Here is a 25,502-nt window from a genome sequence, read left to right on the forward strand (position 1 = left end):
TTAGTATCTGTGATCTTAGCCTTCAATCACTTTCATCAACAATAGACCATCATACAGCGCTTGTTTGATCAGCGCAGCGCCTGGCATGGTTGCTTGTTTATAGAAACGTGACTCAATCAATTCGAGGTCTTGGTGATAGACAGGTAAACTCTGCTCTTCAATACAAGCTTGAATCGCCGGATAAAGAACGTCTTTGGCTTGGTTAATTGCCCCGCCAATCAGCACTTTCTCAGGGTTAAATAAGTTGATTACGATGGCAATCGCAGAACCTAGATAACGTCCGAGCTTCTCAATCACATCAACCGCAAGTGGATCGCCGTTCGCTGCCGCTTCACAAATATCTTCAACCGATACTTCTTCAATGTCCGCAAGGCAAGAGTCTTCACCTTGGGCAATTCGTTCAGTCACTTCACTACGAATAGCTTGCGAACTGGCAACGGTTTCAAGACAGCCACGATTGCCACAATGACAAAGTTTTCCTTGAGGGTCGATTTGGATATGACCAAGCTCACCGATATTGCCATGGCGCCCTTGTAGCACTCGACCATCAAGCACAATGCCTGCGCCTAAACCATGGTGAATGGAAATCAGCACCGAGTTTTCGTTATCTTGTGAATGGCCAAAAAGCTTTTCTGCTAGTGCCCAAGCTCGCGTGTCATTGGCGATAAAAACAGGCAACCCAGTCGCCTTGTAAATTTCAGGGCCAAGTGGCAGGTTCTCTACGTTGTAGTGCGGCATCTGCAACACTACACCCTGCTCTGAATTGACCAGGCCAGGTAACGTAATCGCAATGCTCGTAACACGATCTAACTGTTCAGTGTATGTTTGAAAAAACTCATCGATTTCATGCAGCAATCGCGCAAGAACATCTTCTTGGTCCACTTCGTGGATATCAATTTTAGTATCGATTAGCACATCACCACCCAACTCATGCAATGCAATCGTCAAGTAGCCACGCCCTAAACGCATCGAAAGAAATTGCCACCCTTCGTTGTTGACCTGTAGACCAACGGCAGGACGCCCACGACTTGTCGCTTCCTGGACTGTGGTTTCGTGTATCAGGTGGGCCTCGATAAGCTCACGAGTGATTTTGGTAATACTCGCAGGTGCGAGCTCACTCTTTTTAGAGAGATCGATTCGAGAAATTGGACCTTTTTGATCAATGAGTTTATATACACGGCCAGCATTGACCTGCTTGATATGATCAATATGGCCAGGTTGAGCCATGTACATAGAGCACTCCGAATATCAACAACCTGGTAATTTTTTTACTTTGCGAAGTAATTGTGAAGAGCTTTGATAGATCGCCGTGACAAGTGTCACGTATAAACATAATTCTTTGTGTACCTAATCAAATAGCAAAGTATTTATCACATTTAATCTTTTGTTTTTTTGCATTAATAAATATGTTTTTCATCACCTTTCAAATGAGAATACGAGCAAATAATCAGCACCCTTCCTCGGCAGGTATATACTTATAAATTTAGGGATGGGAACAACAACTTATCAGCCGCATCGTTTTCTTCGCGGTAAAATTAGATCAAGGAGATCCGAATGACCTCAATCCAAAGAAGAACAAAAATTGTTTCTACTCTTGGACCTTCTACCGATGCACCCGGCGTACTTGAAGCAATTTTAGAGGCTGGCGTGAACGTTGTAAGAATGAACTTTTCACATGGAAGTGCACAAGATCACCGTGAGCGTGCAACCCGTGTACGTAACATTTCTGCCAAGCTCGGCACTCATGTCGCAATCTTAGGTGACCTCCAAGGACCCAAGATTCGCGTATCGACCTTTAAAGATGGCAAAGTGCAACTCAACGTAGGGGATATTTTCACTCTAGATAGCAGCTTGCCAGCAGGCCAAGGTGATAAAGACGCGGTCGGCCTAGACTACAAAGAACTGCCAAACGACGTTTCCACTGGCGATGTGCTGCTACTTGATGATGGCCGTGTTCAACTTCAGGTTATGGCTGTGAGCGGTACTCAAGTTCGAACCAAAGTGATCATAGGTGGCCCTTTATCCAACAATAAAGGCATCAATAAAAAAGGCGGCGGCCTCTCTGCGGAAGCTCTGACAGAAAAAGATAAGAACGACATCAAGTTAGCAGCAGAGATCAAAGTCGATTATTTAGCCGTTTCATTCCCAAGGAATGGCGAAGATATGAAATACGCGCGTAGACTTGCCACTGACGCTGGGCTGCAAACTCGCCTTGTAGCGAAGGTAGAACGCGCTGAGACCGTCGAAACTGAAGAAAGCATAGATGACATCATTCTCGCCTCAGATGCCGTTATGGTGGCTCGTGGGGACTTAGGGGTCGAAATTGGCGACCCAGAACTAATTGGAGTTCAAAAACAATTGATTCGCCGAGCGCGTGCATTAAACCGTACTGTCATCACTGCCACTCAGATGATGGAGTCGATGATGGAAAACCCAATGCCGACTCGTGCTGAGGTGATGGACGTCGCCAACGCGGTTCTCGACGGTACCGATGCGGTCATGCTCTCTGGTGAAACGGCTGCAGGTAAATACCCATTAGAAACCGTTCGCTCTATGGCGGAGGTGTGTGTCGGTGCTGAGAAAATGTCGTCGATTAACCGCTCTGGCTACCGCATGGATTCGGTGTTTGAAACCGGTGAAGAGACTATCGCAATGTCTACCATGTTCGCTGCCAACCACATGCGTGGCATCAAAGGCATTGTTACCCTGACGGAATCAGGCCGAACAGCCCTTATGATGTCACGCTTAAGTTCTGGCCTACCAATTTTTGCACTGTCAAGAAACGAGCGTACACTCAACCTATCTGCACTCTACCGTGGTGTGTTCCCGGTCTACTTTGATGATAAAGGGGATACGGGATTGGAGATAGCTCAAGCAGCGGTCGGAACACTCAGGGAGCGTGGCCTGTTAGATGAAGGGGACTTAGTCATTATCACCCAAGGTGACGTGATGGATGTTGTTGGCTCAACCAACTGCATGCGTATTGTTGCTGCCTAACTCAAGGCCAATGATGTGGGGAGGTATGTTACTCCCCTCATTTCAATTCAAAGGTTGGTTTGGCAATACATTGCGAAAACGACTCCACAAAACGGAAACCCGCATCTAATCCCACTTGATAATCATGCAGTAACTCTTCCCTCTCACTCATCAATGACGTTGATTTGAGCGGTTGATCGGGTTTGATTTGGATGATAAAGCAATCGTCTGGCGGAGAGTGTAAAAAGTCCTGCGTTAATGAGTAGGTTTGATAATGTACCATCAGCATATCCGCTAATCCGGACTCAAACTTATCACCAATAAGATGACTCAACCGATAAATATCATCGGCGCCGAAAAGCCAACGACCGCCATTGAGTAACTCAAGATGCGTATGCTCACTTTTCTCTAGACGAGAGCGCTCCACTTGCTCGTTGAAAAAACTACTCCAGTCTTGTTTCCACTGACCCAGTTTATCTTGCCAGTGCCCTTGGATAACATTAAACGAGTCACGCAACCACTCTACTGCAGGCTCTTGATTAACCTCTTCAGAATTGGTAATGAGGTCTTCCCCTTCCGTTCTTATCACCACAATGCAACGCGCTTCTTTACGCCACGCTTCTTGCACTGGAATTGATGCCGATACACCGCCATCAACATATTCACCATGAGGGAACAAAATAGGTTCAGGGTAAAGCCGAGGAATAGCGCAAGTGGCAAGAAGCACTCGCCTCCAGTCATCTTGTAACATCGGTAGGTAGTGATCGGATAAACGATTGGTATCGGTCACTGCGGCATACGCCTCTCGGCCAGACAAAATCTTACGTCCCATATCAATATCTAACCGATACGGATAATCGCAAATTTTTTCTAGTGCCCAGTCCATGCCCATATATTGCTTACGGCGAATATAACGAAATAGGTTAAAGAACTCAGAATCAGTCGTGAGGTCGAGAATAAACGAGCGTCCTATACCATTCTGGCGACAAAGGAATGCACATAGATTCATCGCACCGGCGGAAGTGCCATAGAAGGAGTGAAAAGGGTCGAAGTTGGCAAGAAGAAAGGCATCAAGTACACCGGAAGTAAAAATTCCCCGTTGGCCACCACCTTGTGCAACCAGAGCATTTTTACCGCCAGTGTATTTTTTTAGTCGTTCAGCATCAAACTGTACAGCGGTATTAGTCACGACACCGCAATTTTTCATGGCATTCCTAGACAGTTGTTACTGCAATCAAGGCAAAGCCAAGAATAACTGCGAAAGCGGCAGCCGTGATCAGTAGGGCATATTTTAGATCGTGTTCCATAGACACCTCCTCGTTGTTTAACAAAGTAATAACATCTATGTGAGGTATCTTCAATTAATACGCATTTTTCGTGCGGAATTATGGCGTTAGCATCACACTTAGCTTTCAAAACGCTGAAAGGGGCAAAAAATGAATACCATCTCCCGATTATTTTTTCCGATCTTGATTGCAGGTGTTAGCCCTTTGGTTCAGGCCGATACTTACTTGTCCCCTTGGCTAGGTTATACCTTTGGAGGGAGCGTCGAAGATCAGAACCAGAATGAGCTCGATTTGGAGGCTTCAGAAAGCTATGCGCTATCGCTGGAGACCGATGTCGACAAGGGACGAATAGGGCTGTTTTACGCCAATCAACGTTCAGAGGTGGAAAACGTTAATCTAGACTCTTCGATCCACTATCTACACTTTCAAAGTAGCGTCTATTACCCCGTGCAAGATAAATGGCAGTCTTACTTAGGAGTAGGTATAGGAGCTTCATATGTCGATGCTGACTGGGTCAAGGATGAATGGGGATTCTCAGCCAGTATATTTGGTGGCTTTGAGTATCAATTCAGTGACTCGCTAGCACTTAATACTCAATTGCGCTGGCTTGGTACTGTGGTCGACAATGAAACCAATGGCATTTGTAATCTGCCCGCGGGTGGCGATAGCTCTTGTGTGGTTAAGTTCAAGACCGATTGGATGAATCAGTTCGCAGCGAACCTCGGACTTACTTGGTCTTTTTAGTCGATTGTCATGAAGAATAACCAAGGGCCACACCAGTTGGCCCTTTGTTACTTGCAACTTAGCTAGAATGAATATTTGATACCTAGCGCAGCGCCTATTTGAAGTTCAGGTCCTGTGTATAGGTTGAGCTCTGGGTGTAACTGCCCATACATCTCCCAACCCTTGCTAATATCCCACTTCACCCCTAGCGGCACACGAGCACCAAACTCTTTGTGGTCCCACTCACTCCAACCACCAACACCGACATACCAAGACACTGGGGTATTGGCATCAAATTGCCCTCTTTTCAGAATGTAGTCAAACGCAGCACCGTCATTGCCGAGCGTAAAGCGATAAGTATTATCAAGTTCTAACACTGCGCTGAGCCCCTGATCAATTGCTAGCCCTGCCGAGATGTCTTTCGACTGCAGTTGCTCTGCATACACTGATGAGCTTACCGCTGTGACCAAAACCGCCGCACCGAGTAGTAAACCTGAGTTTTTCATATTGGGCTTTTCCTATACACAAAATAAAACAGCGTACAATTATCCAAATATGTAGGAAAAGGATGTCAGGAAAAAGTGAGAAAACTGAGGCGAAGCTCAGTGTAGAAAGTGAGTTTGCAATATCAAACTCTAGATTTTAGCCATTGAAACGGTCACCCTCAAGAGGAAGGGGCGACCGAGTTAGGGCTCTCTCAAGCCAGGTGCTCAAAAACAGAGGTTCCCTACTCACTCCTTCGTCTCTCTAAGGTATGACACTTCTGTATGAACAAAAAACAAAAAAGGAGGCCGAAGCCTCCTTTTTATCAATCAGATGAGAAAGAGATTAACCGTGGTTACGGATCCACTCATCCATTTCTGTTTTCAGGTTGTCAGACTTAGTACCGAAGATAGCCTGAACACCACCGGCTACAACGACTACGCCTGCTGCGCCTAGTTGTTTTAGTCTGTCTTGGTCAACAGCTTCAGTATCTGCAACTGCTACACGCAGACGAGTGATACATGCGTCTAGACCTGTGATGTTTGCTTTGCCGCCGAATGCTGCAACTAGCTCACCTGCCATATCAGAACCAGAAGTCACTACTGCTTCTTCAGATTCATCTTCACGGCCTGGAGTTTTAAGGTCCATAGCTTTGATTACAGTACGGAACACTACGTAGTAGATTGCAGCGTAAACAAGACCCGTCACAACCATCAGACCCATCTTCTGAGCGTGGCCAGAAAGAACTAGGAAGTCGATTAGACCGTGTGAGAATGAAGTGCCGTGTACGAAGCCTAGAGTGTTAGCAACAACGTAAGCAGAACCCGCAAGTAGAGCGTGGATACCGTAAAGTACAGGAGCTACGAATAGGAATGAGAATTCGATTGGCTCAGTGATACCTGTTAGGAACGAAGTCAGTGCAGCAGAAGCCATGATACCCATTACTTTCGCGCGGTTTTCTGGCTTAGCAGAGTGAGCGATAGCAATAGCAGCAGCTGGTAGACCAAACATCTTGAACATGTAACCACCCGCTAGCTGACCGAAGCCATTACCAGCAGCACGAGATGCGTCATCAGCAACTAGGTAACAAGTTAGTACGCCGTGTTGAGTTTCGCCAGCAGCGTTCACACAAGTGCCTGCTTCGAAGAAGAATGGTACATTCCATACGTGGTGTAGACCGAATGGGATTAAAGAGCGCTCAACTACGCCGTAAATACCGAACGCAAGTTGTGGGTTTTGGTGCGCAGCCCAGTCAGAGAATGCAGAGATTGCACCGCCGATTGGTGGCCATACAATAGAAAGTACGACACCTAGGATGATCGCAGCGAAACCAGTGATGATTGGCACAGCACGCTTACCAGCGAAGAAGCCAAGGTACTCTGGAAGTTGGATTTTGAAGAAACGGTTGAATGCCCAAGCAGCAACACCACCGACAAGGATACCACCTAGTACACCTGTATCGATTTTCTCAACACCCATGATGCCAGCCATAACGCCAAGCGTTGCTGTCATGATGCCGTAACCAACGATTGCAGCAAGACCTGCTACACCGTCGTTGTTTGTGAAGCCAAGCGCTACACCAACAGCAAATAGAAGTGCCATTTGGCCGAATACTGAACCACCCGCTTGTTCCATTAGGTTAGAAACAACCTCTGGAATGAAGCTTAGGTGTGCAGCACCAACACCTAGTAATATACCTGCAACTGGTAACACTGATACTGGTAGCATCAGAGCTTTACCAACTTTCTGCAGATTAGCAAAAAGGTTCTTAAACATGTTTATGCTCCTGAAAAGTTTATAAGATTTATTGGGCTCTAACGGCACACCCCCGTAGCCTTAAATGTTAGCACCCTGAAAAAATGTAACCACTTATGTCACTATAATTTCTGGCTCTAAATATATATTGCGGGTGACAATACTTTCTAGCGAGTTACGGTATTTAGTTTCAAACTAATAGATAGATCACAATCCAAACTTGGCTTTGAAATGGATTACAACAACATAACCCCCTGATTAATAACAAAATAATCAACCAAAGCATTAATTTCGACGAGTAAATAAAATAGATGCAGTTGTTATTTCATGTAACAAAATTACAAGGGATGCTTTTTAGGCTCTCAAGTTCAACATTTTTAGTAAACAAGACGAGTTAAACGCTTGCGCGTGAGTTTGATTACAAAAAAAAGGGGCTAAGGCCCCTTTTTCTCTATAATTTAATTTTTTATCTAAAAAAAAGATTTCTAAAATTTTCGCTGGTTTTCTGTCCAACTTCTCCTAGCGAGCACCCTTTTAGCTGTGCGATATAGGAAGCGACCTCGACAACATAAGCTGGCTGGTTCTGTTTACCTCGGTGAGGAACAGGTGCTAGATAGGGAGAGTCAGTCTCGATCAGTAGTCTCTCTAACGGCAGTGCTTTCACCACTTCTTTCAGTTCTGTCGCTTGCCTGAAAGTCACGATACCAGAAATCGAAATATAGAAACCTAATTCCATCGTGGCTTCAGCGAAAGGCAAATCTTCGGTAAAACAGTGAATCACACCACCACATTTATCTGCGCCACCATTTCTTAAGATATCCAATGTATCTTGGCGAGCATTGCGCGTATGAATGATCAATGGCTTGTTCAGCTTTACTGCTAACTCCACTTGCTGTTCGAAGCGCAATTTCTGTAAATCCGCTGTTTCCGGTTGGTAGTGGTAATCCAGCCCTGTCTCACCGATTGCAACAACACGTGAATGAGCCGCATATTCATGTAATCGGTCTAATGCAAAATCACTTTCTACATCCAATGGATGCACACCACAAGAAGCGTAGACGTTATCAAACGGTTCAATCATCTCCATCATGTTAGGAAACGAATCTAAGGTAACACCAACAGATAAAAGCTCCGTGACATTGGCCGCCTTCGCTTTGGCAACAACATCAGCAATACCTTCGTGTAACTCTTGATAGTCCAATTTGTCTAAATGACAGTGAGAATCTACGAACATGTTTCCTCGTAAAATTTAAATAACCAATCTAGGATAAGAAGCTCTGCATTTAACCCTGTGTGTAATCTTAGCTGATCTAACAGTTTTAAAAGCGCTTGCGATTGAGAGTATAGCTTTGAATAGTCACAAACTTGCGCCAACTTTGCCGCTCCAGGCACAAAAGATGGCAAGGCGAGCCCATAGTGGACCTTTTGCGCATCAGACAATAAGTACCACAACCAACTGAGTAACTCTTGAGGTTCTGTCGCTAACTCTTTGGCTAACTTAACCGCATCTGATTGCTGCTGACACAGTGCAATAAAATCATTCTCAATCGAGCTATAACGGCTGACTTTATCTTGCTGGATAAAATCGAGCGCAGCTAAAGGTGCATTGCCATTAATATGAGCAGCATACAAAGGTACGTCGCCACTATATTGAGAAGAAAGCCACTGTGCGACCGTTTCAGAATTAGGCGGCGTTAAATGCCACTGCTGACAACGACTGGTAATGGTCGGCAACAGAGAACTAGCTCGATGTGCGACCAACAAGAACATACAAGTCGACGACGGCTCTTCCAATGTTTTTAACAACGCGTTGGCCGCTGACTCATTCATGGCTTCAGCCGGTTCAATGACAAACAATCGCACCCCAGACAACTGAGATGACTCCTGAGCAATGCGATTACACTGGCGAATCTGCTCTACCGTAATAGCTTTGCCTTCTTTTTCTGGCTTGATCACGTGAAAATCAGGATGACTCGAAGAGCTCATTAGCTGACAACCGTGACAAAAGCCACAAGCCTCTGCTGGGTAATTTTGACACATAACAGCTTTGCTAAAGGCATCAACAAGATGTGATGAACCCATTCCCTCTTCGGCAATCAGCAAAGAGGCGTTTGAAAAACGATCTGCTTGCAAGTTTGCTTGCCATTCTGTCCACAAGGGCATTAGCCAAGGGTATAGCTCATTCATCACTTACGCTTTCATCCAAGTGGTTAACACGTTAGAAATATCGGCCGTTACTTTATCAATTTGTTGTTCAGCATTCACAACAATGACCGATTCATCTTGCTCAGCGAGTTGCAGGTAACGCTCACGAGTACGATCAAAGAAGCTCATATCCATCTTCTCAATACGGTCTAGTTCCCCACGGCCACGAGCACGCTCTAAACCTACACGTGGGTCGATATCAAGATAGATGGTTAAGTCCGGCTTAAAATCACCTAGCGTAGTTTTCTTTAGCGCTAACATCGTTTCTGCTGGTATCTGACGCCCACCACCTTGATAAGCCTGCGATGACATATCATGACGATCGCCAACAACCCAAGTGCCTGTCGCGAGTGCTGGCTTAATAACGTTCTCAACTAACTGAACGCGAGCCGCATACATTAAAAGAAGCTCCGTCATATCCTGAAGTTGCTCACCTTCATGCTCTTGCTTAACTAATGTTCTTAGTTTTTCGGCAAGTGCGGTTCCGCCTGGCTCACGAGTATTGGTAATCGCATCAACACCTGATTGCTTCAGTGTCTCTAGTACCGCATTAATTGCTGAACTTTTTCCTGCGCCTTCAAGGCCTTCGATTACGATGAATTTAGCGTTTGTCATTTGTTGCTTCTTAGTTGTTTTAAGTACGCTCGAACTGCGCGATTATGCTCAGCTAAAGATTTGGAAAATACGTGTCCGCCTTTGCCGCTAGCAACAAAGTAAAGGTAGTTACTCTCTTCAGGATTGAGAGCAGCTGCTATTGACGCTTCACCCGGCATAGCAATTGGCGTTGGTGGCAAACCAAAAATAGTGTAGGTATTGTATGGTGTTGGTGTGCGTAAGTCTTTCTTGCGAATGTTGCCATGGTAATTATCACCCATACCATAAATGACCGTCGGATCGGTCTGCAGACGCATACGCTTATTAAGGCGGTTAACGAACACAGACGCAACGCGTTCACGTTCAGAGTCAACCGCGGTCTCTTTTTCGATAATTGAGGCAAGGATTAGTGCTTCATAAGCCGATTTTAATGGCAGCTTGTCTTGGCGTTGTGCCCATTGCTCATCTAATACTGCTTGCAGCTTACTCGCTGCACGTTTCAAGATATCAAGGTCAGATGCACCCAAGGTATAGTGATACGTTTCTGCAAGTAGTAACCCTTCAAGCTTTTCGTGCTCAGAGCCCAACAGCTTGGCAATATCTGCTTCTGTTAGACCTTGTAATTCATGTTCCAAATATGGGGAGCTTTCTAAAGTTTCGCGCCACTCTTTAAATGTCGACCCTTCAACAAAGGTAATCGAAAACTGATGCTCTTTACCTTGTTTAAACTCTTCAAGCACGTCTCTTAAAGTCAACTTAGGCTCAATCAAGTAAGTACCGGCTTTAAGTTGAGTCAGCTCTGGGTGAAAACGGCGAACCAATTTCAGCATATCGTTACTTTCAATAAACCCGGCACTGGTTAAACTTGCCAACACACGATTGAAGCTAGTTCCAGATTCGATTGTAAAGATTTGTGGTTCTTCAAGTTGAAGTGGTTGGCTAACATATTGCTCTATCTGCTGAGCAACGTAGAAGTAACCTCCTGCGGCCACGCCAGCAACCAAAAGCAAAAATAGAGTGATTTTCTTGATCACGAGTCGATCATCTCCTGAATTCGTTTTGTAATTTTTCCAATATCAAAGCTTGTCGAACCAATACGAGTAATTGGAGCAACACCAAGCACAGAGTTTGAGACAAACACTTCATTAGCTGACAGTAACTCTTCAAGTTGAAAGTGGCCAATTGAAGTTTCGAGCGGCAGTCTCTTTGCCTGCTCTAATACAATTCGTCTCATCACACCATTGACCCCTGCATTTCGAAGATCAGGGGTAAACAATGTCGAATCTTTAACCCAAAATAGATTCGCCATCGTTGTTTCGACAACATAGTCACGAATATCAAGAACAACGCCGTCGGCATTCCCACCGTCATCGAGCTCCGCTTTTGCGAGAACTTGTTCAAGGCGGTTGTTGTGTTTGTGTCCGGCAAGTAATGGATTGTGACCAAGTCGAGTACGACAGATTCCAAGCTCTAATCCTCGACTCAGCCATTGTTCATAGTGAGGAGGATAAATAAAGTCGCTAATAGTAACATTTGGTGAGGCTACTTGAGTAGGGCTATATCCCCTTCCCCCTTCCCCGCGACTAATATGCAGTTTCAGGCCTGCTTTGGTGTCTGGCTTAATAGCGTGCTGCAACCAATGCTCTACTTGATTCCAATCGGGCCGAGGTATAGCAAGCAAGTCCAAACAGGCATTCATTCTCTCTACGTGCCTTGACCAATTCTGAATACGACCGCCACGTGTCAGCATGGTTGTAAAACAACCATCGCCATATTGAAATGAACGGTCAGACAATGAAACTGAGTCAGCCGGTTTTCCATTAAGCCAAAACATCGCGAGTCCTTAAATTGAATTTATAAGGGTATTAAATAACAAAACGGCTTAATGCCAAAGCATTAAGCCGTTTAATTAGACTCAGTTAAACAGTTCTTTAGATTTTTTTAAATACTAGAGAGCCGTTAGTACCGCCAAAGCCGAATGAGTTACAAATAGCGTAATCCATTTGAACTTCTTTCGCTGTATGCGGAACTAAATCGATATCTTCAAGACCTTCAGCTCGGTTATCTAGGTTGATTGTTGGTGGAACAATCTGGTCAACCAAAGACATAACAGTAATGATCGCTTCAACCGAGCCTGCTGCACCAAGTAGGTGACCAGTCATAGATTTCGTTGATGAAACTTTAACCTGTTTAACGCCTTCTTCACCTAGAGCACGGCGAACGCCTTTAATCTCTGCAACATCACCGGCTGGCGTAGAGGTACCGTGAGCGTTCACGTAACCAACTTGAGTACCAACGATACCTGCGTCACGCATTGCCGCTTCCATTGCCAGTGCACCACCAGAACCATCTTCAGAAGGAGAAGTCATGTGGTAAGCATCACCAGACATACCGAAACCAACAAGTTCAGCGTAGATCTTAGCGCCACGAGCTTTTGCGTGTTCATACTCTTCAAGAACCATCATGCCTGCGCCATCACCCAAAACGAAACCATCACGGTCTACGTCCCATGGGCGTGAAGCTTTTTGAGGTTCTTCATTGCGAGTAGACAATGCTTTAGCTGCGCCAAAACCAGCCATACCTAGTGGAGTAGATGCTTTCTCTGCGCCACCAGCAACCATTGCGTCTGCGTCGCCGTATGCAATCATACGCGCCGCGTGACCGATGTTGTGAAGACCTGTTGTACACGCCGTCGAGATCGCGATGTTAGGACCGCGAAGACCACGCATAATAGATAAGTTACCTGCAACCATGTTAACGATGGTTGATGGAACGAAGAACGGGCTAACCTTACGAGGGCCCTTTCCAACTAGCGCAGTGTGGCCAGTTTCAATCAGTTCTAGACCACCAATGCCTGAACCGATTGCAACACCAACACGTGGTGCGTTTTCTTCGTTGATTTGTAAACCAGAGTCATCTAGAGCTTGGATACCCGCCGCAATGCCGTACTGGATAAATAGATCCATTTTACGTGCATCTTTCTTTGACATGTATTCTGTACAGTCAAAATCTTTAACAAGACCCGCAAAGCGAGTTGAGAAGTTTTCAGCATCAAAGTGTTCGATATTAACAATACCACTTTGACCTGCAAGCAGGGCTTTCCAAGATGATTCTACGGTGTTGCCTACCGGTGACAACATACCCATGCCAGTGACAACAACACGACGCTTGGACACGATATTATTCTCCGGAAAATGAAATGATTCTATGGAAGGATAGAAGGGTTTAAAAGAACACAGGCGGCCAGAAGGCCGCCTGGGAGAGATATTACTGAGCGCTGTTTACGTAGTCGATTGCAGCTTGAACAGTAGTGATTTTCTCAGCTTCTTCGTCTGGAATCTCAGTGTCGAATTCTTCTTCTAGAGCCATTACTAGTTCAACAGTGTCTAGAGAATCAGCACCTAGATCATCAACGAATGAAGCTTCGTTTTTAACTTCAGCTTCGTCTACACCTAGCTGTTCAACAATGATTTTCTTTACGCGTTCTTCGATGTTGCTCATTTTTTCTTTTCCTTTACAGATTTCGCTCAATGCGATGATTCAGTAGTTTATTCGAACTACTGAAAGTTGCAAGAGGGACCTTGCTGGTCAAACCACAATTTTAGCGATTTTAACCGAAATTCAATACATTTTTGACTTAAATCATGCACAAATCTTGTGCAAGATAGTGTCAACAATCTCAAACTATAGGCTACTTTCCTTACAAAAAATAGCCTAGTTGACGACATTAAGTGCAAATTAACACGATTACAGAGATTTGAGTGAAAATTAATGTAAAAGTTCACAAATATCTCTACGAAAGCGTTTTACACCATGTACATACCGCCATTTACATGCAAAGTCTCACCAGTAATGTACGCAGCTTCAGGAGAAGCTAGGAATACAACTGCTGAAGCAATTTCACGTGGGTCACCTAGACGACCTGCTGGAACGTTAGATAGAGTCGCTGCACGTTGGTCATCATTCAGTGCTTTAGTCATATCTGTTTCGATAAAACCAGGTGCTACTGTGTTCACAGTAACGCCACGAGAAGCAACTTCACGAGCCATAGATTTAGTGAAACCAATTACGCCTGCTTTTGCTGCTGCATAGTTAGCCTGACCTGCATTACCCATAGTACCAACAACCGAACCTACGTTGATGATGCGACCAGCGCGTTTTTTCATCATGCCACGTAGAACCGCTTTAGACATACGGAAGATTGGCGTTAAGTTAGTGTCGATGATGTCATCCCACTCTGAATCTTTCATACGCATAAGTAGGTTGTCGCGTGTGATACCTGCGTTGTTCACTAGGATATCAATCGCACCAAACTCATCGCTGATAGTCTTCAGTGTTGCTTCGATAGACTCAACATCTGTTACGTTTAGAGCAAGACCCTTACCGTTCTCACCAAGGTACTCACTGATTGCAGCCGCGCCACCTTCAGAAGTTGCAGTACCAATTACTGTCGCACCACGCTCTACAAGCAGCTCAGCGATAGCACGACCGATACCACGGCTTGCACCAGTAACTAGCGCAATCTTACCTTCTAGGTTCATCATGTTCGTTATTCCTATGTTCTTAAATTACTTAGCGGCGTCTAGAGATGCAACATCGTTTACTGCCGCGCCACTTAGTGTCTTAACAATTCGTTTTGTTAGGCCAGTTAGAACTTTACCTGGACCAAGTTCAAGAAGTTTCTCTACACCTTGCTCGCTCATTAGCTGCACGCTTTCAGTCCAACGAACTGGGCTGTATAGCTGACGTACAAGTGCGTCTTTAATTTTTGCAGGATCCGTTTCAGCGACCACGTCAACGTTGTTGATTACTGGAAGTTGAGGGGCATTGAATTCTAATTCTTCTAGTGCCACCGCTAGCTTGTCAGCTGCCGGCTTCATCAACGCACAGTGTGAAGGAACTGAAACTGGTAAAGGAAGTGCACGCTTAGCGCCCGCTTCTTTACATAGTGCGCCAGCACGCTCTACAGCGTCTTTGCTACCTGCGATAACCACCTGACCTGGAGAGTTGAAGTTTACTGGTGAAACAACTTCACCTTGTGCTGCTTCTTCACACGCTTTAGCAATAGACTCGTCATCAAGACCAATGATTGCGAACATTGCACCAGTACCAGCAGGGACCGCCTCTTGCATTAGTTGACCACGAAGCTGAACCAGTTTGATCGCTTCTTTAAAATCGATAACGCCAGCACATACTAATGCTGAATATTCACCTAGACTGTGACCCGCTAGGTTTGCTGGTTGCTCAAGGTCAAGCTCTTGCCATACACGCCAAATAGCAACAGAAGATGCTAGCAATGCTGGTTGAGTACGATGCGTTTGATTAAGATCTTCAGCAGGACCATTTTGAACCAATGCCCAAAGGTCATAGCCTAGAGCGTCAGACGCTTCAGCAAATGTTTGTTTAACTACGTCATACTGCTCGCCAAGCTCAGCAAGCATACCGACAACTTGTGAACCTTGACCTGGAAATACAATAGCAAACTTGCTCATTTTCGTTTCCTTAAAACAAAGTAAGAAAGATAAGATGCCGTGGGGCATCTTAAATTTAAATCTTGATATTAAAACTTAGAACTTAACTAGAGCTGAGCCCCAAGTGAAGCCGCCACCAAACGCTTCTAGTAGTAAGGTTTGACCACGCTTAATACGACCGTCTCGTACTGCTTCATCTAACGCTGTAGGAACAGTCGCCGCAGAAGTGTTGCCATGCTTATCAAGAGTGATTACCACTTGGTCTAATGACATTGACAGTTTTTTCGCCGTCGCCGAAATAATCCGGTAGTTGGCTTGGTGTGGTACTAACCAATCTAGCTCGGACTTGTGCATGTCATTTGCAGCAAGCGTATCTTTAACTAGCCTAGACAGTTGTGTTACCGCTACTTTGAATACTTCATTACCAGCCATGTGTAACCATTTGTCCGCATCTTTACCGCGCTCAGGTACTTCAAGGCTTAGTAGCTCACCGAATCGACCATCTGAATAAATGTGTGTTGATAGTATGCCCGGCTCGTCACTTTGACCGACCACAACTGCGCCCGCTGCATCACCGAATAGAATGATGGTAGAACGGTCTGTAGGGTCACAAGTTTTAGAGAGCGCATCGGCACCAATAACAAGCACATTTTTGCACATGCCCGATTTAATATGCTGATCAGCCACTGACAATGCGTAAACAAACCCTGAACAAGCCGCTGCTAGATCAAACGCGGGACAGCCTTTGATCTCAAGCTTAGCCTGAACCTGACACGCAGATGACGGGAATGTATGGCTGCCGCTAGTGGTAGCAACAATAATAAGATCGATATCGTCCTTATCAATGCCCGCCATTTCAATCGCGTTTTTCGCAGCTAAGTAACCCATGTCGGCTACTGTTTCATTTTCAGCAGCAATGCGACGTTCTTTAATACCAGTACGAGTTACAATCCACTCATCACTTGTATCTACCATTTTCTCTAGGTCTGCGTTTGAACGCACCTGAGATGGCAGGTAGCTGCCAGTACCTAAAATTTTGCTATACATGAAGACTAATAATGCCTCTCGAGTAAAACCGCTTCCAAACGATCGCTAATACGGTTTGGTACTTGTCGTTGGACCTCATGCAGCGCCTCACCAATTGCATTGATGACTGCGTCTACATCAGCACTTCCGTGGCTTTTTATGACAATGCCGCGCAATCCTAGCAAACTTGCGCCATTATACTGGTCGGGGTTCAATGTTTTTAGCTCATTAAATAAGCTAGAAAATAATTTTCTTGCAATCCAACCCTTTACAGATGAGGCCAGCATGTGTGATTTCAACTTATCTATAAACAGTTGGGCTGTCCCCTCGCACGCCTTCAGACAGACGTTTCCGACAAAACCATCACAAACAACGACATCTGCAGCATCATGAAGAAGTTGGTTTCCTTCAATATAGCCAACATAATTTACCGATTTGGTTTGAGACAGCATTTCAGCACAGCGCTTGACAAGATCATTACCTTTTATTTCTTCAGCACCTATGTTGAGAATTGCGACTCTCGGTGGTCGTTGTAGATATTGCTCTGCCAATGCACTGCCCATGATGGCAAACTGAAATAAAGAGTCTGCATCACTGGAAACATTCGCACCTAAATCTAGCATCCAGGTATGCCCACCAGAGGCGGTGGGTAAAGCAGAAATAAGCGCAGGGCGTTCAATACCAGGCAGTAGCTTGAGTTTAAATCGAGACAAAGCCATTAAAGCGCCAGTATTACCGCAACTAACACAAGCATCAGCTTGTTTATCAGCCACGAGCTCAATCGAGGTCCCCATGGAACTGCCTTGACTGTTTCTTAATGCGAGAGAAGGCTTTTCGGAATTAGAGATCACTCGGTCTGTGTGTTGAATACTCAAACGAGGATTCGTCTTAAAACCAAGCGAAGATAATTGAGACGTGATCTGAGATTGATCACCAATAAGAATCACTTTTAGCTCTGGGAAATGCGACAGTGCCTGCACGGCGGCAGGCACTGTGACGCGAGGACCGAAGTCCCCGCCCATTGCATCAAGTGCAACGGTTATATTTTGCAAAGGTCAACCTTACTTGTTGATAACCTTTTTGCCACGGTAGTAACCTTCAGCAGTTACGTTGTGACGTAGGTGAGTTTCACCTGAAGTTGCGTCTACAGAAAGTGCTGCTGTAGTTAGGGCATCGTGTGAACGACGCATACCACGCATTGAACGTGATTTCTTGCTCTTTTGTACGGCCATTGACCCTACTCCTATGTAAGTATTAAAGAATTACTTCTTTAAGCTTTTTAAAACGTCAAATGGATTCGGCTTCTCTTCTTCCACAATTTCTTCTGGAATCTCACCAAACACCATATTATCTGAATCAACGCTACAGTCCGCTTCTTCGTGCATTGCTATTTGAGGCAAGTTTAGAATGAACTCGTCTTCAACTAACTGTATTAGGTCTAACTCACCGTACTCGTTCAGATCTACCAAATCGTACTCTTCCGGTGCTTCCTCTTCAGTCCTTTCACCGCGATACGGTGTGTAGGTGAATTGGACATCGCACTCATGTGCGAAAACCTCATTACAGCGCTGACACTCTACGTCGACTACGATGTTAGCTTTACCAGAGATAACAACGAGCCGCTGCTCATCTAAGTCAAATGACAGTGACACTTGGGCGTCGCGTTTAACGCCTTCAACTGATTCCAATAAGCGCTTAAAGAGACTAACTTGAATAATACCTTCAACATCTAGTCGCTTTTGAGCTGCGCGTGTCGGATCAATCGTACGCGGTATTTTTACCTTTTGCATAGGGCGCGAATTCTATCTTCCAAATCGTTTATAGTCAAAGAAAAAGGGTAAAAAGTTGGACTTTTTTTCCTTATCAGCGAGAGAGCTAGTATCACAACCATAATATCGATTAAGCTCACACTAACCCGCCGTTAGATTGTAAATTAAAATGCAGAATTACCAACTAGTTTTAGCCTCAACCTCACCATACCGCAGACAACTGCTCAATAAACTAGCAGTAGAGTTTGAGACCGCATCACCCGAGTTTGATGAGACTCCATTAGACAATGAGAGTCCAATCGAGCTAGTAACGCGCCTCGCTAAAGGCAAAGCGCAGTCATGCCCACTAACAAAACCGAGCTTAGTGATAGGTAGCGATCAAGTTTGTGTGATCAACGGTAAAATCATCGGTAAACCTCACACTCGTGATAAAGCCATCGAGCAGCTCACTCAGCAAAGCGGTCAATCCATTCAGTTTTATACGGGTCTAGCTCTGTATAATTCGCACACTAATGAAACCGAGGTAAAAGTTGATACTTGTACGGTTCATTTCCGTCAACTGACTGCAAAGCAAATCGCCAATTATGTAGATAAAGAAGAGCCGTTCTTTTGCGCCGGTAGCTTTAAAAGTGAAGGGCTAGGAATCGCACTGTTTGAACGGTTGGAAGGCAAGGATCCAAACACTTTGGTCGGACTGCCGTTGATAGACTTAATTGATATGCTCGAAGCACAAGGGTTTGAAGTGCTTTAATGAATTGTCGTCACCCTCGAGAGCGAGGGACGAACGAGTTGGGGATCTCCAGAAGCGAGTCGAAAACCTCAAGAGATTCCCTACTCGCACCTTCGTCACTCTATAGAATGACGTTTTATAGCTTACGCAGCCCAGCCAATGCTTTCTCTAACTTAGGCTCCATTGGCGCATTAATCTCCATCCACTCATCATTCGATGGGTGTTGGAATTTAATATTCGCCGCGTGTAAGAACAGACGATCTAACCCAACTTGCCCAGTGTAAGCATCAAAGCGGCGATCACCATAACGGTCATCCCACGCAATCGGGTGACCGACATATTGGGTATGGACACGTATCTGGTGAGTTCGCCCTGTAATAGGACTCGCTTGAATTAAGGTCGCATCGGCAAACTTTTCCAGAATTTTAAAACGAGTCTCTGACGGTTTTCCCTTCGGGTTAACACGTACAATGCTGTTCACTTCATTTTTCAACAGTGGCGCATTGACCACTTTGCAATTGGTTTTCCATTGGCCCATCACCAACGCGAAGTAAAACTTCTTCACGGTCTTTTCCCGGAACTGGGCTTGGAGATGGCGCAACGCAGAACGCTTTTTCGCTACCAGTAGAATACCGGAAGTATCTCGGTCAATACGGTGTACAAGCTCTAAGAATCTCGCCTCAGGTCGAAGTGCTCTTAACGCTTCGATTGCACCGAACTTTAAGCCACTACCACCATGAACCGCTGTACCTGAAGGTTTATTGAGTATCAGCATATGGTCATCTTCATGGATAATCATATGCTCTAGTTCTGCTACCTTATTCAGCTTAGTGCTCGGGGCCGCTTCTTCCGGTTTCTCTTCGATGGTCACAGGCGGGATACGAACCAAATCGCCCGCTTTAAGCTTGTACTCAGCCTTGATGCGTTTTTTATTTACACGCACCTCTCCCTTACGCAGGATTCGGTAAACCATGCTTTTAGGGATACTTTTCAATTGGTTGCGTAAGAAGTTATCAATACGCTGACCCGCCATATCTTCGTCTATGTCGACGAATTGGACTTTTGTTCTAATTTCGCTCATGCGTTTATTCTAACACCCTAACTTGCGCAGAATCACATTTTCTTCGCAACAAAATGGAAAATAGCTTGATAAGAGTGAATTCAAAATCCTCTACGGATAAAAATCCATCAAATTTATTACATTTTTCAAAAAAGAGCTCAATAGCACCGATAAAACAAACACTTATAGAAAATAAAATCAGCTTTTTCAGCGTTTTATTATAAAGCAGATTGCTGAGTTTAATGGGTACTGCTATAGTTCACACCTGCAATATATGAGTTGGTTGCATTTTAAACAAACCTTCCCATATTTTGAGCAATAGAATGAGTAGCTCGCTAATTTACCAAAATGCTGCATACGGCGTAAGACATTTCGGAATTGGCAATCTTGTCACCCTACTCGTCGCACGTCATGTTGAGTATTTTCCGCCGATTATGCGGCTTACAAGCTGAACGAGAAAAGCTTGTGAGACTGAAGTGCCCCAAGAGCATCCCTCCAGCCGGGAGGCTGCAACGATTAAGCCATGGGATCAGGCACCGTGAACGCGACCACAATGACAAGAAACAAAACAAAAGAATGACAACGAGATTTATCAATGAAAAGAATGTTAATTAACGCAACTCAAAAAGAAGAGTTGCGTGTCGCTTTGGTTGATGGACAGCGCTTATACGATTTAGATATCGAAAGCCCTGGTCATGAATCTAAAAAAGCAAATATCTACAAAGGACGTATCACACGCATCGAACCAAGCCTAGAAGCGGCTTTTGTTGACTATGGTGCAGAAAGACACGGTTTCCTCCCTCTTAAAGAAATTGCCCGCGAATACTTCCCTGAAGGTTATACCTACCAAGGCCGTCCAAGCATTAAAGAAGTGCTAACTGAAGGCCAAGAAGTAATCGTACAAGTAGAAAAAGAAGAACGTGGTAGCAAGGGCGCAGCTCTTACTACGTTTATCTCTCTTGCGGGTAGTTATTTAGTTCTTATGCCAAACAACCCTCGTGCAGGCGGTATTTCTCGCCGTATCGAAGGTGATGAGCGTACTCAACTTAAAGCTGCATTAAGTACTTTAGAACTGCCTCAAGGCATGGGTCTAATCGTACGTACGGCTGGTGTTGGTAAAAGTGCTGAAGAACTTGAGTGGGATTTAAACGTACTTCTGAACCACTGGGGCGCAATCAAGCAAGCTTCTGACTCTAACGCTGCACCTTTTTTGATTCACCAAGAGAGTAACGTGATTGTTCGCGCTATCCGTGACTATTTACGTCGCGATATCGGCGAAATCCTTATCGACAGCAACACGATTTATGAGCGCGCACTTGAGCACATCAGCCTAGTTCGCCCAGACTTCGTCAACCGCGTTAAAAAGTACGATGGTGAAGTACCACTATTTAGCCACTACCAAATCGAAAGTCAGATCGAATCTGCGTTCCAACGCGAAGTTCGTCTACCTTCTGGTGGTTCAATCGTAATCGACCCAACTGAAGCGCTAACTTCTATCGATATCAACTCTGCTCGTGCAACGAAAGGTGGTGATATTGAAGAAACAGCTCTAAATACTAACTTAGAAGCTGCTGAAGAAATTGCTCGCCAACTACGTCTACGTGACTTAGGTGGTCTAGTTGTTATCGACTTTATCGATATGACGCCAGTGCGTCACCAGCGTGAAGTTGAAAACCGTCTACGTGATTCTGTTCGTATGGATCGCGCTCGTGTACAAATCGGCCGAATTTCTCGTTTTGGTCTATTAGAAATGTCACGTCAGCGTCTGAGCCCATCTCTTGCAGAAGCGAGTCACCACATCTGTCCTCGCTGTACAGGTACTGGTGTCGTTCGTGACAATGAATCATTAGCACTATCTGTTCTTCGCCTTATCGAAGAAGAAGCGTTAAAAGATAATACTGCGCAAGTACTGGCCGTTGTTCCTGTACCTATCGCGTCTTACCTGCTTAACGAAAAGCGTCGTTCAGTTAACCACATTGAACGCATTCAAGAAGTGAAGATCACTGTTGTACCTAACTCAGATATGGAAACACCGCATTTTGATGTTATCCGTGTTCGTGAAGGTGAAGAGTTTGATCTGCTTTCTTACCTACTTCCTAAGAAGCTTGAAGCAATGAAGGAAGCTGAAGGTAAAGAGCCTGTAGAAGTTGAAGCTAAGCCTAAGAAGATCGAAGAACCTGCACTGAAAGGTTTCGCATCTCCTAACCAAACAGCTCCAGCACCTGCTACTCCAGCGCCAGCAGCAAAACCTGCACCAGCGAAAAAAGCGAAGGTCGAACCCGCTCAAGACGACCAGCCTGGCTTGGTAAACCGCTTCTTTAAAGCTCTAGGTAGCTTCCTATTCGGTTCTTCTGAAAAAGAAGAAGAGAAGAAAGAAGAGCAGAAGCCTAAAGAGCATAAAGAAGGCAACCGCAATAACCGTAACCGCCGCAACCGCAACGATAACCGTCGCCGTAACAACCGCGATAATCGTAATGACAATCGCAACGAGAATCGTGACGACAAACGCGATAACAAGCGTAAGAATACTCGCGATGAAGCAGCGAACGAAGCGAAGCCAAATGAGCGTAAGCAACAGAACCGTAAGCCGAAACAAGATCGCCGTAACAAGCGTGATGATGTTAAGCCTAGTAAAGTTGCTGAAGAAGGTCTAAAACTGGCAGCAGATGCGCAACAAACTGACAAACCTGATGCGCGTAAAGAGCGTGCAGAAGAGAAAGCAGCGAAAGTTAAAGAGCGCCGTCAACGTCGTAAGCTATCTAAACAAGTTCGCGTTAAAGACCAAGCTAACAAGGCGAAAGCTGACGAAGAAGCGAAACAAATTCAGTCAGAAGCAAAAGCTGATGCTGTTGAAGAAAAAGCAGTAAATGCAGTTTCTGAAGAATCTGAAGAGCAGCCGAAGCAACGTCGTAACCGTCGTTCACCTCGTCACCTACGTGCAAGTGGTCAACGTCGTCGTCGCGGTCGCGATCGTCGCCCTAACCCATTCCGCCTACGTAAAGGTGGTGTAGCATCTCCTGAAATGGCGATGGGTAAAGTAATGCCAAGCTACGGCATCACTAAACCAGCACCTAAGCAGCAAGCGAAGACAGACAATGTTAAAGCAGCGGCTGTAGAAGCGAATGTGGAAACTAACGTGGCTTCACTAGGTGGCTTTGCTTGTCCTGAAATGGCAATGGGTAAAGTAATCGTTCGTCGCGAACAGCCTGCAGTAGATGTACCTATGGTTGAAGCAAAAGCTGAAGTTACTGCTCCTGCTACTCCTGAAGTAAAACCTGAGCCAGTAGTTGAAGCACCATCGGTTGTTGAAGCTCCTATTGTGATTGAAACCATCGCTGAAGAAACAACAAAAGTTGAAGAAGCGAAAGCTGCTCCTTCTGACATTGTTGTCCCTCAGAGCTTCAAAGGTCATGCCTCTGCCGCTATGGCAAAAGCACCTGGCAACACAGAGATGAAAGAGATCACTGTGAATGCAGCACCTTTCAAAGCTGAGCGTTATGAATCACGTGGTGCAGGTAGCCAAGTTGCTAGCAACCAAGCCGGCGCAGCGATGACCAAACCTCAGTTCTAGTACTGCTATAAGTCGATAATAAACAGCCTCTTATTTAGAGGCTGTTTTTTTATCTAATGTACAATTGAGATTGTAACAAGCCCGCTAACGAACCCACTCAATTTTGTTGTGAATAATTGATCACAATTATTGTTCGATATCTGTATCAATCTTGAACTTAATCACACTTTTCGGTAGCATGCGCCGACTCGATCTGAATTGTTGAATTTGGTCTTTCTGCTCTTTTACATTGCATTTTTGCCCGCTGGCGACTAAATACAATTCAGAATACTTTTAAACACTTAGCCAAACTGAGCAAATATGTTTGAATTTCCCCAATTTTCTAAACACTCTGTGAAGAACGATGTGTTGTCAGGCCTAACAGTAGCGCTCGCTCTTGTTCCTGAAGCCGTTGCCTTCGCTTTTGTTGCTGGTGTTGACCCAATGGTTGGTCTGTACGCAGCATTTATCGTAGGTCTCATTACTTCTATCTTCGGTGGTCGACCAGGTATGATTTCTGGTGCGACGGGTGCGATGGCAGTCGTAATGGTTTCTCTAGTTGCAACCCACGGTGTTCAGTACCTATTCGCGGCAATAATGTTAGCAGGTATCATTCAGGTAGCTGCCGGCGTCTTTAAGCTAGGTAAATTTATCCGCATTGTTCCACACCCGGTAATGATCGGTTTTGTCAACGGTCTCGCTATTGTTATCTTCCTCGCTCAGCTAGGCCAATTTAAAGCACCAGACCTTACAGGCGCGCTAACTTGGTTACCTCAAGATCAAATGATGTTGATGCTGGGTCTTGTTGCTCTGACAATGGGCATCATCCACTTCCTGCCTAAGTTCACCACAGCTGTACCCTCATCTCTGGTTGCAATCGTAACAGTAACGGCATTAGTGGTAGGTCTAGATCTTGAAACACGTACCGTAGTGGATTTCCTACGTACAATGTCTGGTGATGAAGCAGCGACTTTAGCTGGCTCTCTACCAACCTTCTCTATTCCAACTGTGCCATTTACGCTAGAAACATTCCAAATCATCCTGCCATACGCAATCATCCTTGCGGCTATCGGCCTGATCGAGTCACTACTAACACTGACAGTTCTGGATGAAATGACCAACACTCGCGGCCAGTCAAACCGTGAATGTATCGGTCAAGGTATGGCAAACATGACTTGTTCTGTGTTTGGCGCTATGGGTGGTTGTGCGATGATCGGTCAGTCAATGATCAACGTAAACTCAGGGGGCCGTGGTCGTCTATCAGGTATCGTCGCTGCTGTTGCACTGCTAATGTTCATTCTATTCGCTTCAGCGCTTATTGAAATGATCCCTCTAGCAGCACTAGTTGGTGTGATGTTCATGGTAGTTATTGGTACATTTGAATGGGCAACATTCAAGCTTGCGCGCCGAGTACCAAAGCAAGACTTCTTTGTTATCGTCCTAGTGACCGTTGTCACTGTACTTACTGACCTTGCCGTTGCCGTATTCGTTGGTGTTATCGCTTCTGCACTTATGTTCGCATGGCAGCATGCGAAGCACATCTATGCTGATACTCACACTAATGATGAGGGTTCAAAAGTATACAAGATTAATGGCCCAGTATTCTTTGGCTCTACAGCAAACTTCCTAGAGCTGTTCGACGCGGCAAATGACCCGCAAGACGTAATTGTCGATTTTGCTAACTCTCGCGTTACTGACCACTCGGCAATCGAAGCGATCGATACGATTGCTGAACGCTACTCTGCACTTGGTAAGACACTGCACCTACGCCACCTAAGCCAGGACTGTGTTAAAACTCTGCATAAAGCCGGTAGCCTAGTTGAGGTGAATGACGCAGAAGACCCAATCTATAAGGTCATGTCGAGCTAAGACTT

The 25,502-nt window shown here is 45.2% G+C and carries 24 protein-coding genes; 5 read left to right on the top strand and 19 right to left on the bottom strand.

Going from position 1 to position 25,502, the window contains the following annotated elements:
* Nucleotides 1–15 precede the first annotated feature (15 nt).
* Nucleotides 16–1,233, bottom strand: coding sequence for a sugar metabolism global transcriptional regulator Mlc (gene mlc, locus ACU01J_RS00620; protein WP_481083971.1), 1,218 nt, complete (start codon nucleotides 1,231–1,233; stop codon nucleotides 16–18).
* A 321-nt stretch (nucleotides 1,234–1,554) separates the two neighbouring features.
* Here mlc and pyk point away from each other — a divergent pair, with 321 nt between their 5' ends.
* Nucleotides 1,555–2,997: a pyruvate kinase gene (gene pyk, locus ACU01J_RS00625; RefSeq protein WP_481083972.1), complete on the top strand. Its 1,443-nt coding sequence runs from the start codon at nucleotides 1,555–1,557 to the stop codon at nucleotides 2,995–2,997.
* Nucleotides 2,998–3,034: 37 nt separating this feature from the next.
* On the opposite strand, the gene ACU01J_RS00630 is transcribed toward pyk, so the two are convergent.
* The gene (locus ACU01J_RS00630) at nucleotides 3,035–4,183 is read right to left on the bottom strand and encodes a patatin-like phospholipase family protein (RefSeq protein WP_481083973.1); all 1,149 of its coding nucleotides are present in this window, start codon (nucleotides 4,181–4,183) and stop codon (nucleotides 3,035–3,037) included.
* 7 nt (nucleotides 4,184–4,190) lie between these two features.
* Complete coding sequence (cydH, locus tag ACU01J_RS00635; protein WP_481083974.1) at nucleotides 4,191–4,283, bottom strand: cytochrome bd-I oxidase subunit CydH; 93 nt, start codon at nucleotides 4,281–4,283, stop codon at nucleotides 4,191–4,193.
* A gap of 129 nt (nucleotides 4,284–4,412) precedes the next feature.
* Between cydH and ACU01J_RS00640 the strand changes: the two genes are divergently transcribed.
* Nucleotides 4,413–5,006 carry an outer membrane protein gene (locus tag ACU01J_RS00640; RefSeq protein WP_481083975.1) on the top strand — a complete coding sequence of 198 codons (594 nt, stop codon included), beginning with the start codon at nucleotides 4,413–4,415 and terminating at the stop codon, nucleotides 5,004–5,006.
* A 62-nt stretch (nucleotides 5,007–5,068) separates the two neighbouring features.
* Here ACU01J_RS00640 and ACU01J_RS00645 read toward each other — a convergent pair whose 3' ends face one another.
* From ACU01J_RS00645 to yceD, 15 genes are all read right to left on the bottom strand, one after another.
* The gene (locus ACU01J_RS00645; RefSeq protein WP_481083976.1) at nucleotides 5,069–5,491 is read right to left on the bottom strand and encodes a hypothetical protein; all 423 of its coding nucleotides are present in this window, start codon (nucleotides 5,489–5,491) and stop codon (nucleotides 5,069–5,071) included.
* Nucleotides 5,492–5,813: 322 nt separating this feature from the next.
* Nucleotides 5,814–7,244: a PTS glucose transporter subunit IIBC gene (ptsG, locus tag ACU01J_RS00650; protein WP_481083977.1), complete on the bottom strand. Its 1,431-nt coding sequence runs from the start codon at nucleotides 7,242–7,244 to the stop codon at nucleotides 5,814–5,816.
* A gap of 445 nt (nucleotides 7,245–7,689) precedes the next feature.
* A complete protein-coding gene (locus tag ACU01J_RS00655) occupies nucleotides 7,690–8,457 on the bottom strand; it encodes a TatD family hydrolase (protein ID WP_481083978.1) in 768 nt (255 codons plus the stop codon).
* On the bottom strand, nucleotides 8,448–9,410 hold the full coding sequence (holB, locus tag ACU01J_RS00660) for a DNA polymerase III subunit delta' (RefSeq protein WP_481083979.1): 963 nt from the start codon (nucleotides 9,408–9,410) through the stop codon (nucleotides 8,448–8,450). Before holB ends, ACU01J_RS00655 begins: the two co-directional genes overlap by 10 nt.
* Before the next feature lie 3 nt (nucleotides 9,411–9,413).
* A complete protein-coding gene (gene tmk, locus ACU01J_RS00665) occupies nucleotides 9,414–10,043 on the bottom strand; it encodes a dTMP kinase (RefSeq protein WP_481083980.1) in 630 nt (209 codons plus the stop codon).
* Nucleotides 10,040–11,056, bottom strand: coding sequence for an endolytic transglycosylase MltG (mltG, locus tag ACU01J_RS00670; protein ID WP_481083981.1), 1,017 nt, complete (start codon nucleotides 11,054–11,056; stop codon nucleotides 10,040–10,042). Before mltG ends, tmk begins: the two co-directional genes overlap by 4 nt.
* Nucleotides 11,053–11,856: an aminodeoxychorismate lyase gene (gene pabC, locus ACU01J_RS00675; RefSeq protein ID WP_481083982.1), complete on the bottom strand. Its 804-nt coding sequence runs from the start codon at nucleotides 11,854–11,856 to the stop codon at nucleotides 11,053–11,055. The genes mltG and pabC overlap by 4 nt, the downstream gene beginning before the upstream one ends.
* Before the next feature lie 97 nt (nucleotides 11,857–11,953).
* Nucleotides 11,954–13,198, bottom strand: a complete 1,245-nt coding sequence (fabF, locus tag ACU01J_RS00680; RefSeq protein ID WP_481083983.1) for a beta-ketoacyl-ACP synthase II — start codon at nucleotides 13,196–13,198, stop codon at nucleotides 11,954–11,956.
* Between the two features lie 91 nt (nucleotides 13,199–13,289).
* A complete protein-coding gene (acpP, locus tag ACU01J_RS00685) occupies nucleotides 13,290–13,523 on the bottom strand; it encodes an acyl carrier protein (protein ID WP_004406112.1) in 234 nt (77 codons plus the stop codon).
* Nucleotides 13,524–13,828: 305 nt separating this feature from the next.
* A complete protein-coding gene (gene fabG, locus ACU01J_RS00690; RefSeq protein ID WP_481084255.1) occupies nucleotides 13,829–14,563 on the bottom strand; it encodes a 3-oxoacyl-ACP reductase FabG in 735 nt (244 codons plus the stop codon).
* Between the two features lie 27 nt (nucleotides 14,564–14,590).
* Nucleotides 14,591–15,514, bottom strand: coding sequence for an ACP S-malonyltransferase (gene fabD / locus ACU01J_RS00695; protein WP_481083984.1), 924 nt, complete (start codon nucleotides 15,512–15,514; stop codon nucleotides 14,591–14,593).
* A 75-nt stretch (nucleotides 15,515–15,589) separates the two neighbouring features.
* The gene (locus ACU01J_RS00700; RefSeq protein WP_481083985.1) at nucleotides 15,590–16,540 is read right to left on the bottom strand and encodes a beta-ketoacyl-ACP synthase III; all 951 of its coding nucleotides are present in this window, start codon (nucleotides 16,538–16,540) and stop codon (nucleotides 15,590–15,592) included.
* A 5-nt stretch (nucleotides 16,541–16,545) separates the two neighbouring features.
* The gene (plsX, locus tag ACU01J_RS00705; protein WP_481083986.1) at nucleotides 16,546–17,571 is read right to left on the bottom strand and encodes a phosphate acyltransferase PlsX; all 1,026 of its coding nucleotides are present in this window, start codon (nucleotides 17,569–17,571) and stop codon (nucleotides 16,546–16,548) included.
* Nucleotides 17,572–17,580: 9 nt separating this feature from the next.
* A complete protein-coding gene (gene rpmF / locus ACU01J_RS00710) occupies nucleotides 17,581–17,751 on the bottom strand; it encodes a 50S ribosomal protein L32 (RefSeq protein ID WP_004414666.1) in 171 nt (56 codons plus the stop codon).
* Nucleotides 17,752–17,781: 30 nt separating this feature from the next.
* Nucleotides 17,782–18,309: a 23S rRNA accumulation protein YceD gene (gene yceD, locus ACU01J_RS00715; RefSeq protein WP_053438277.1), complete on the bottom strand. Its 528-nt coding sequence runs from the start codon at nucleotides 18,307–18,309 to the stop codon at nucleotides 17,782–17,784.
* Between the two features lie 148 nt (nucleotides 18,310–18,457).
* Here yceD and ACU01J_RS00720 point away from each other — a divergent pair, with 148 nt between their 5' ends.
* Nucleotides 18,458–19,039 (top strand): Maf family protein, encoded by a 582-nt coding sequence (locus tag ACU01J_RS00720; RefSeq protein ID WP_481083987.1) that lies wholly within the window; start codon nucleotides 18,458–18,460, stop codon nucleotides 19,037–19,039.
* Between the two features lie 115 nt (nucleotides 19,040–19,154).
* Here the strand turns inward: ACU01J_RS00720 and rluC are convergent, their stop codons facing one another.
* The gene (rluC, locus tag ACU01J_RS00725) at nucleotides 19,155–20,099 is read right to left on the bottom strand and encodes a 23S rRNA pseudouridine(955/2504/2580) synthase RluC (RefSeq protein ID WP_481083988.1); all 945 of its coding nucleotides are present in this window, start codon (nucleotides 20,097–20,099) and stop codon (nucleotides 19,155–19,157) included.
* 574 nt (nucleotides 20,100–20,673) lie between these two features.
* On the opposite strand from rluC, the gene rne reads away from it, so the two are divergent.
* A complete protein-coding gene (gene rne / locus ACU01J_RS00730; protein ID WP_481083989.1) occupies nucleotides 20,674–23,649 on the top strand; it encodes a ribonuclease E in 2,976 nt (991 codons plus the stop codon).
* Nucleotides 23,650–23,949: 300 nt separating this feature from the next.
* Nucleotides 23,950–25,497 (top strand): SulP family inorganic anion transporter, encoded by a 1,548-nt coding sequence (locus ACU01J_RS00735; protein WP_053438281.1) that lies wholly within the window; start codon nucleotides 23,950–23,952, stop codon nucleotides 25,495–25,497.
* The last annotated feature ends 5 nt before the right edge of the window (nucleotides 25,498–25,502 follow it).

This window comes from Vibrio sp. 2433-A1, from assembly GCF_056726085.1.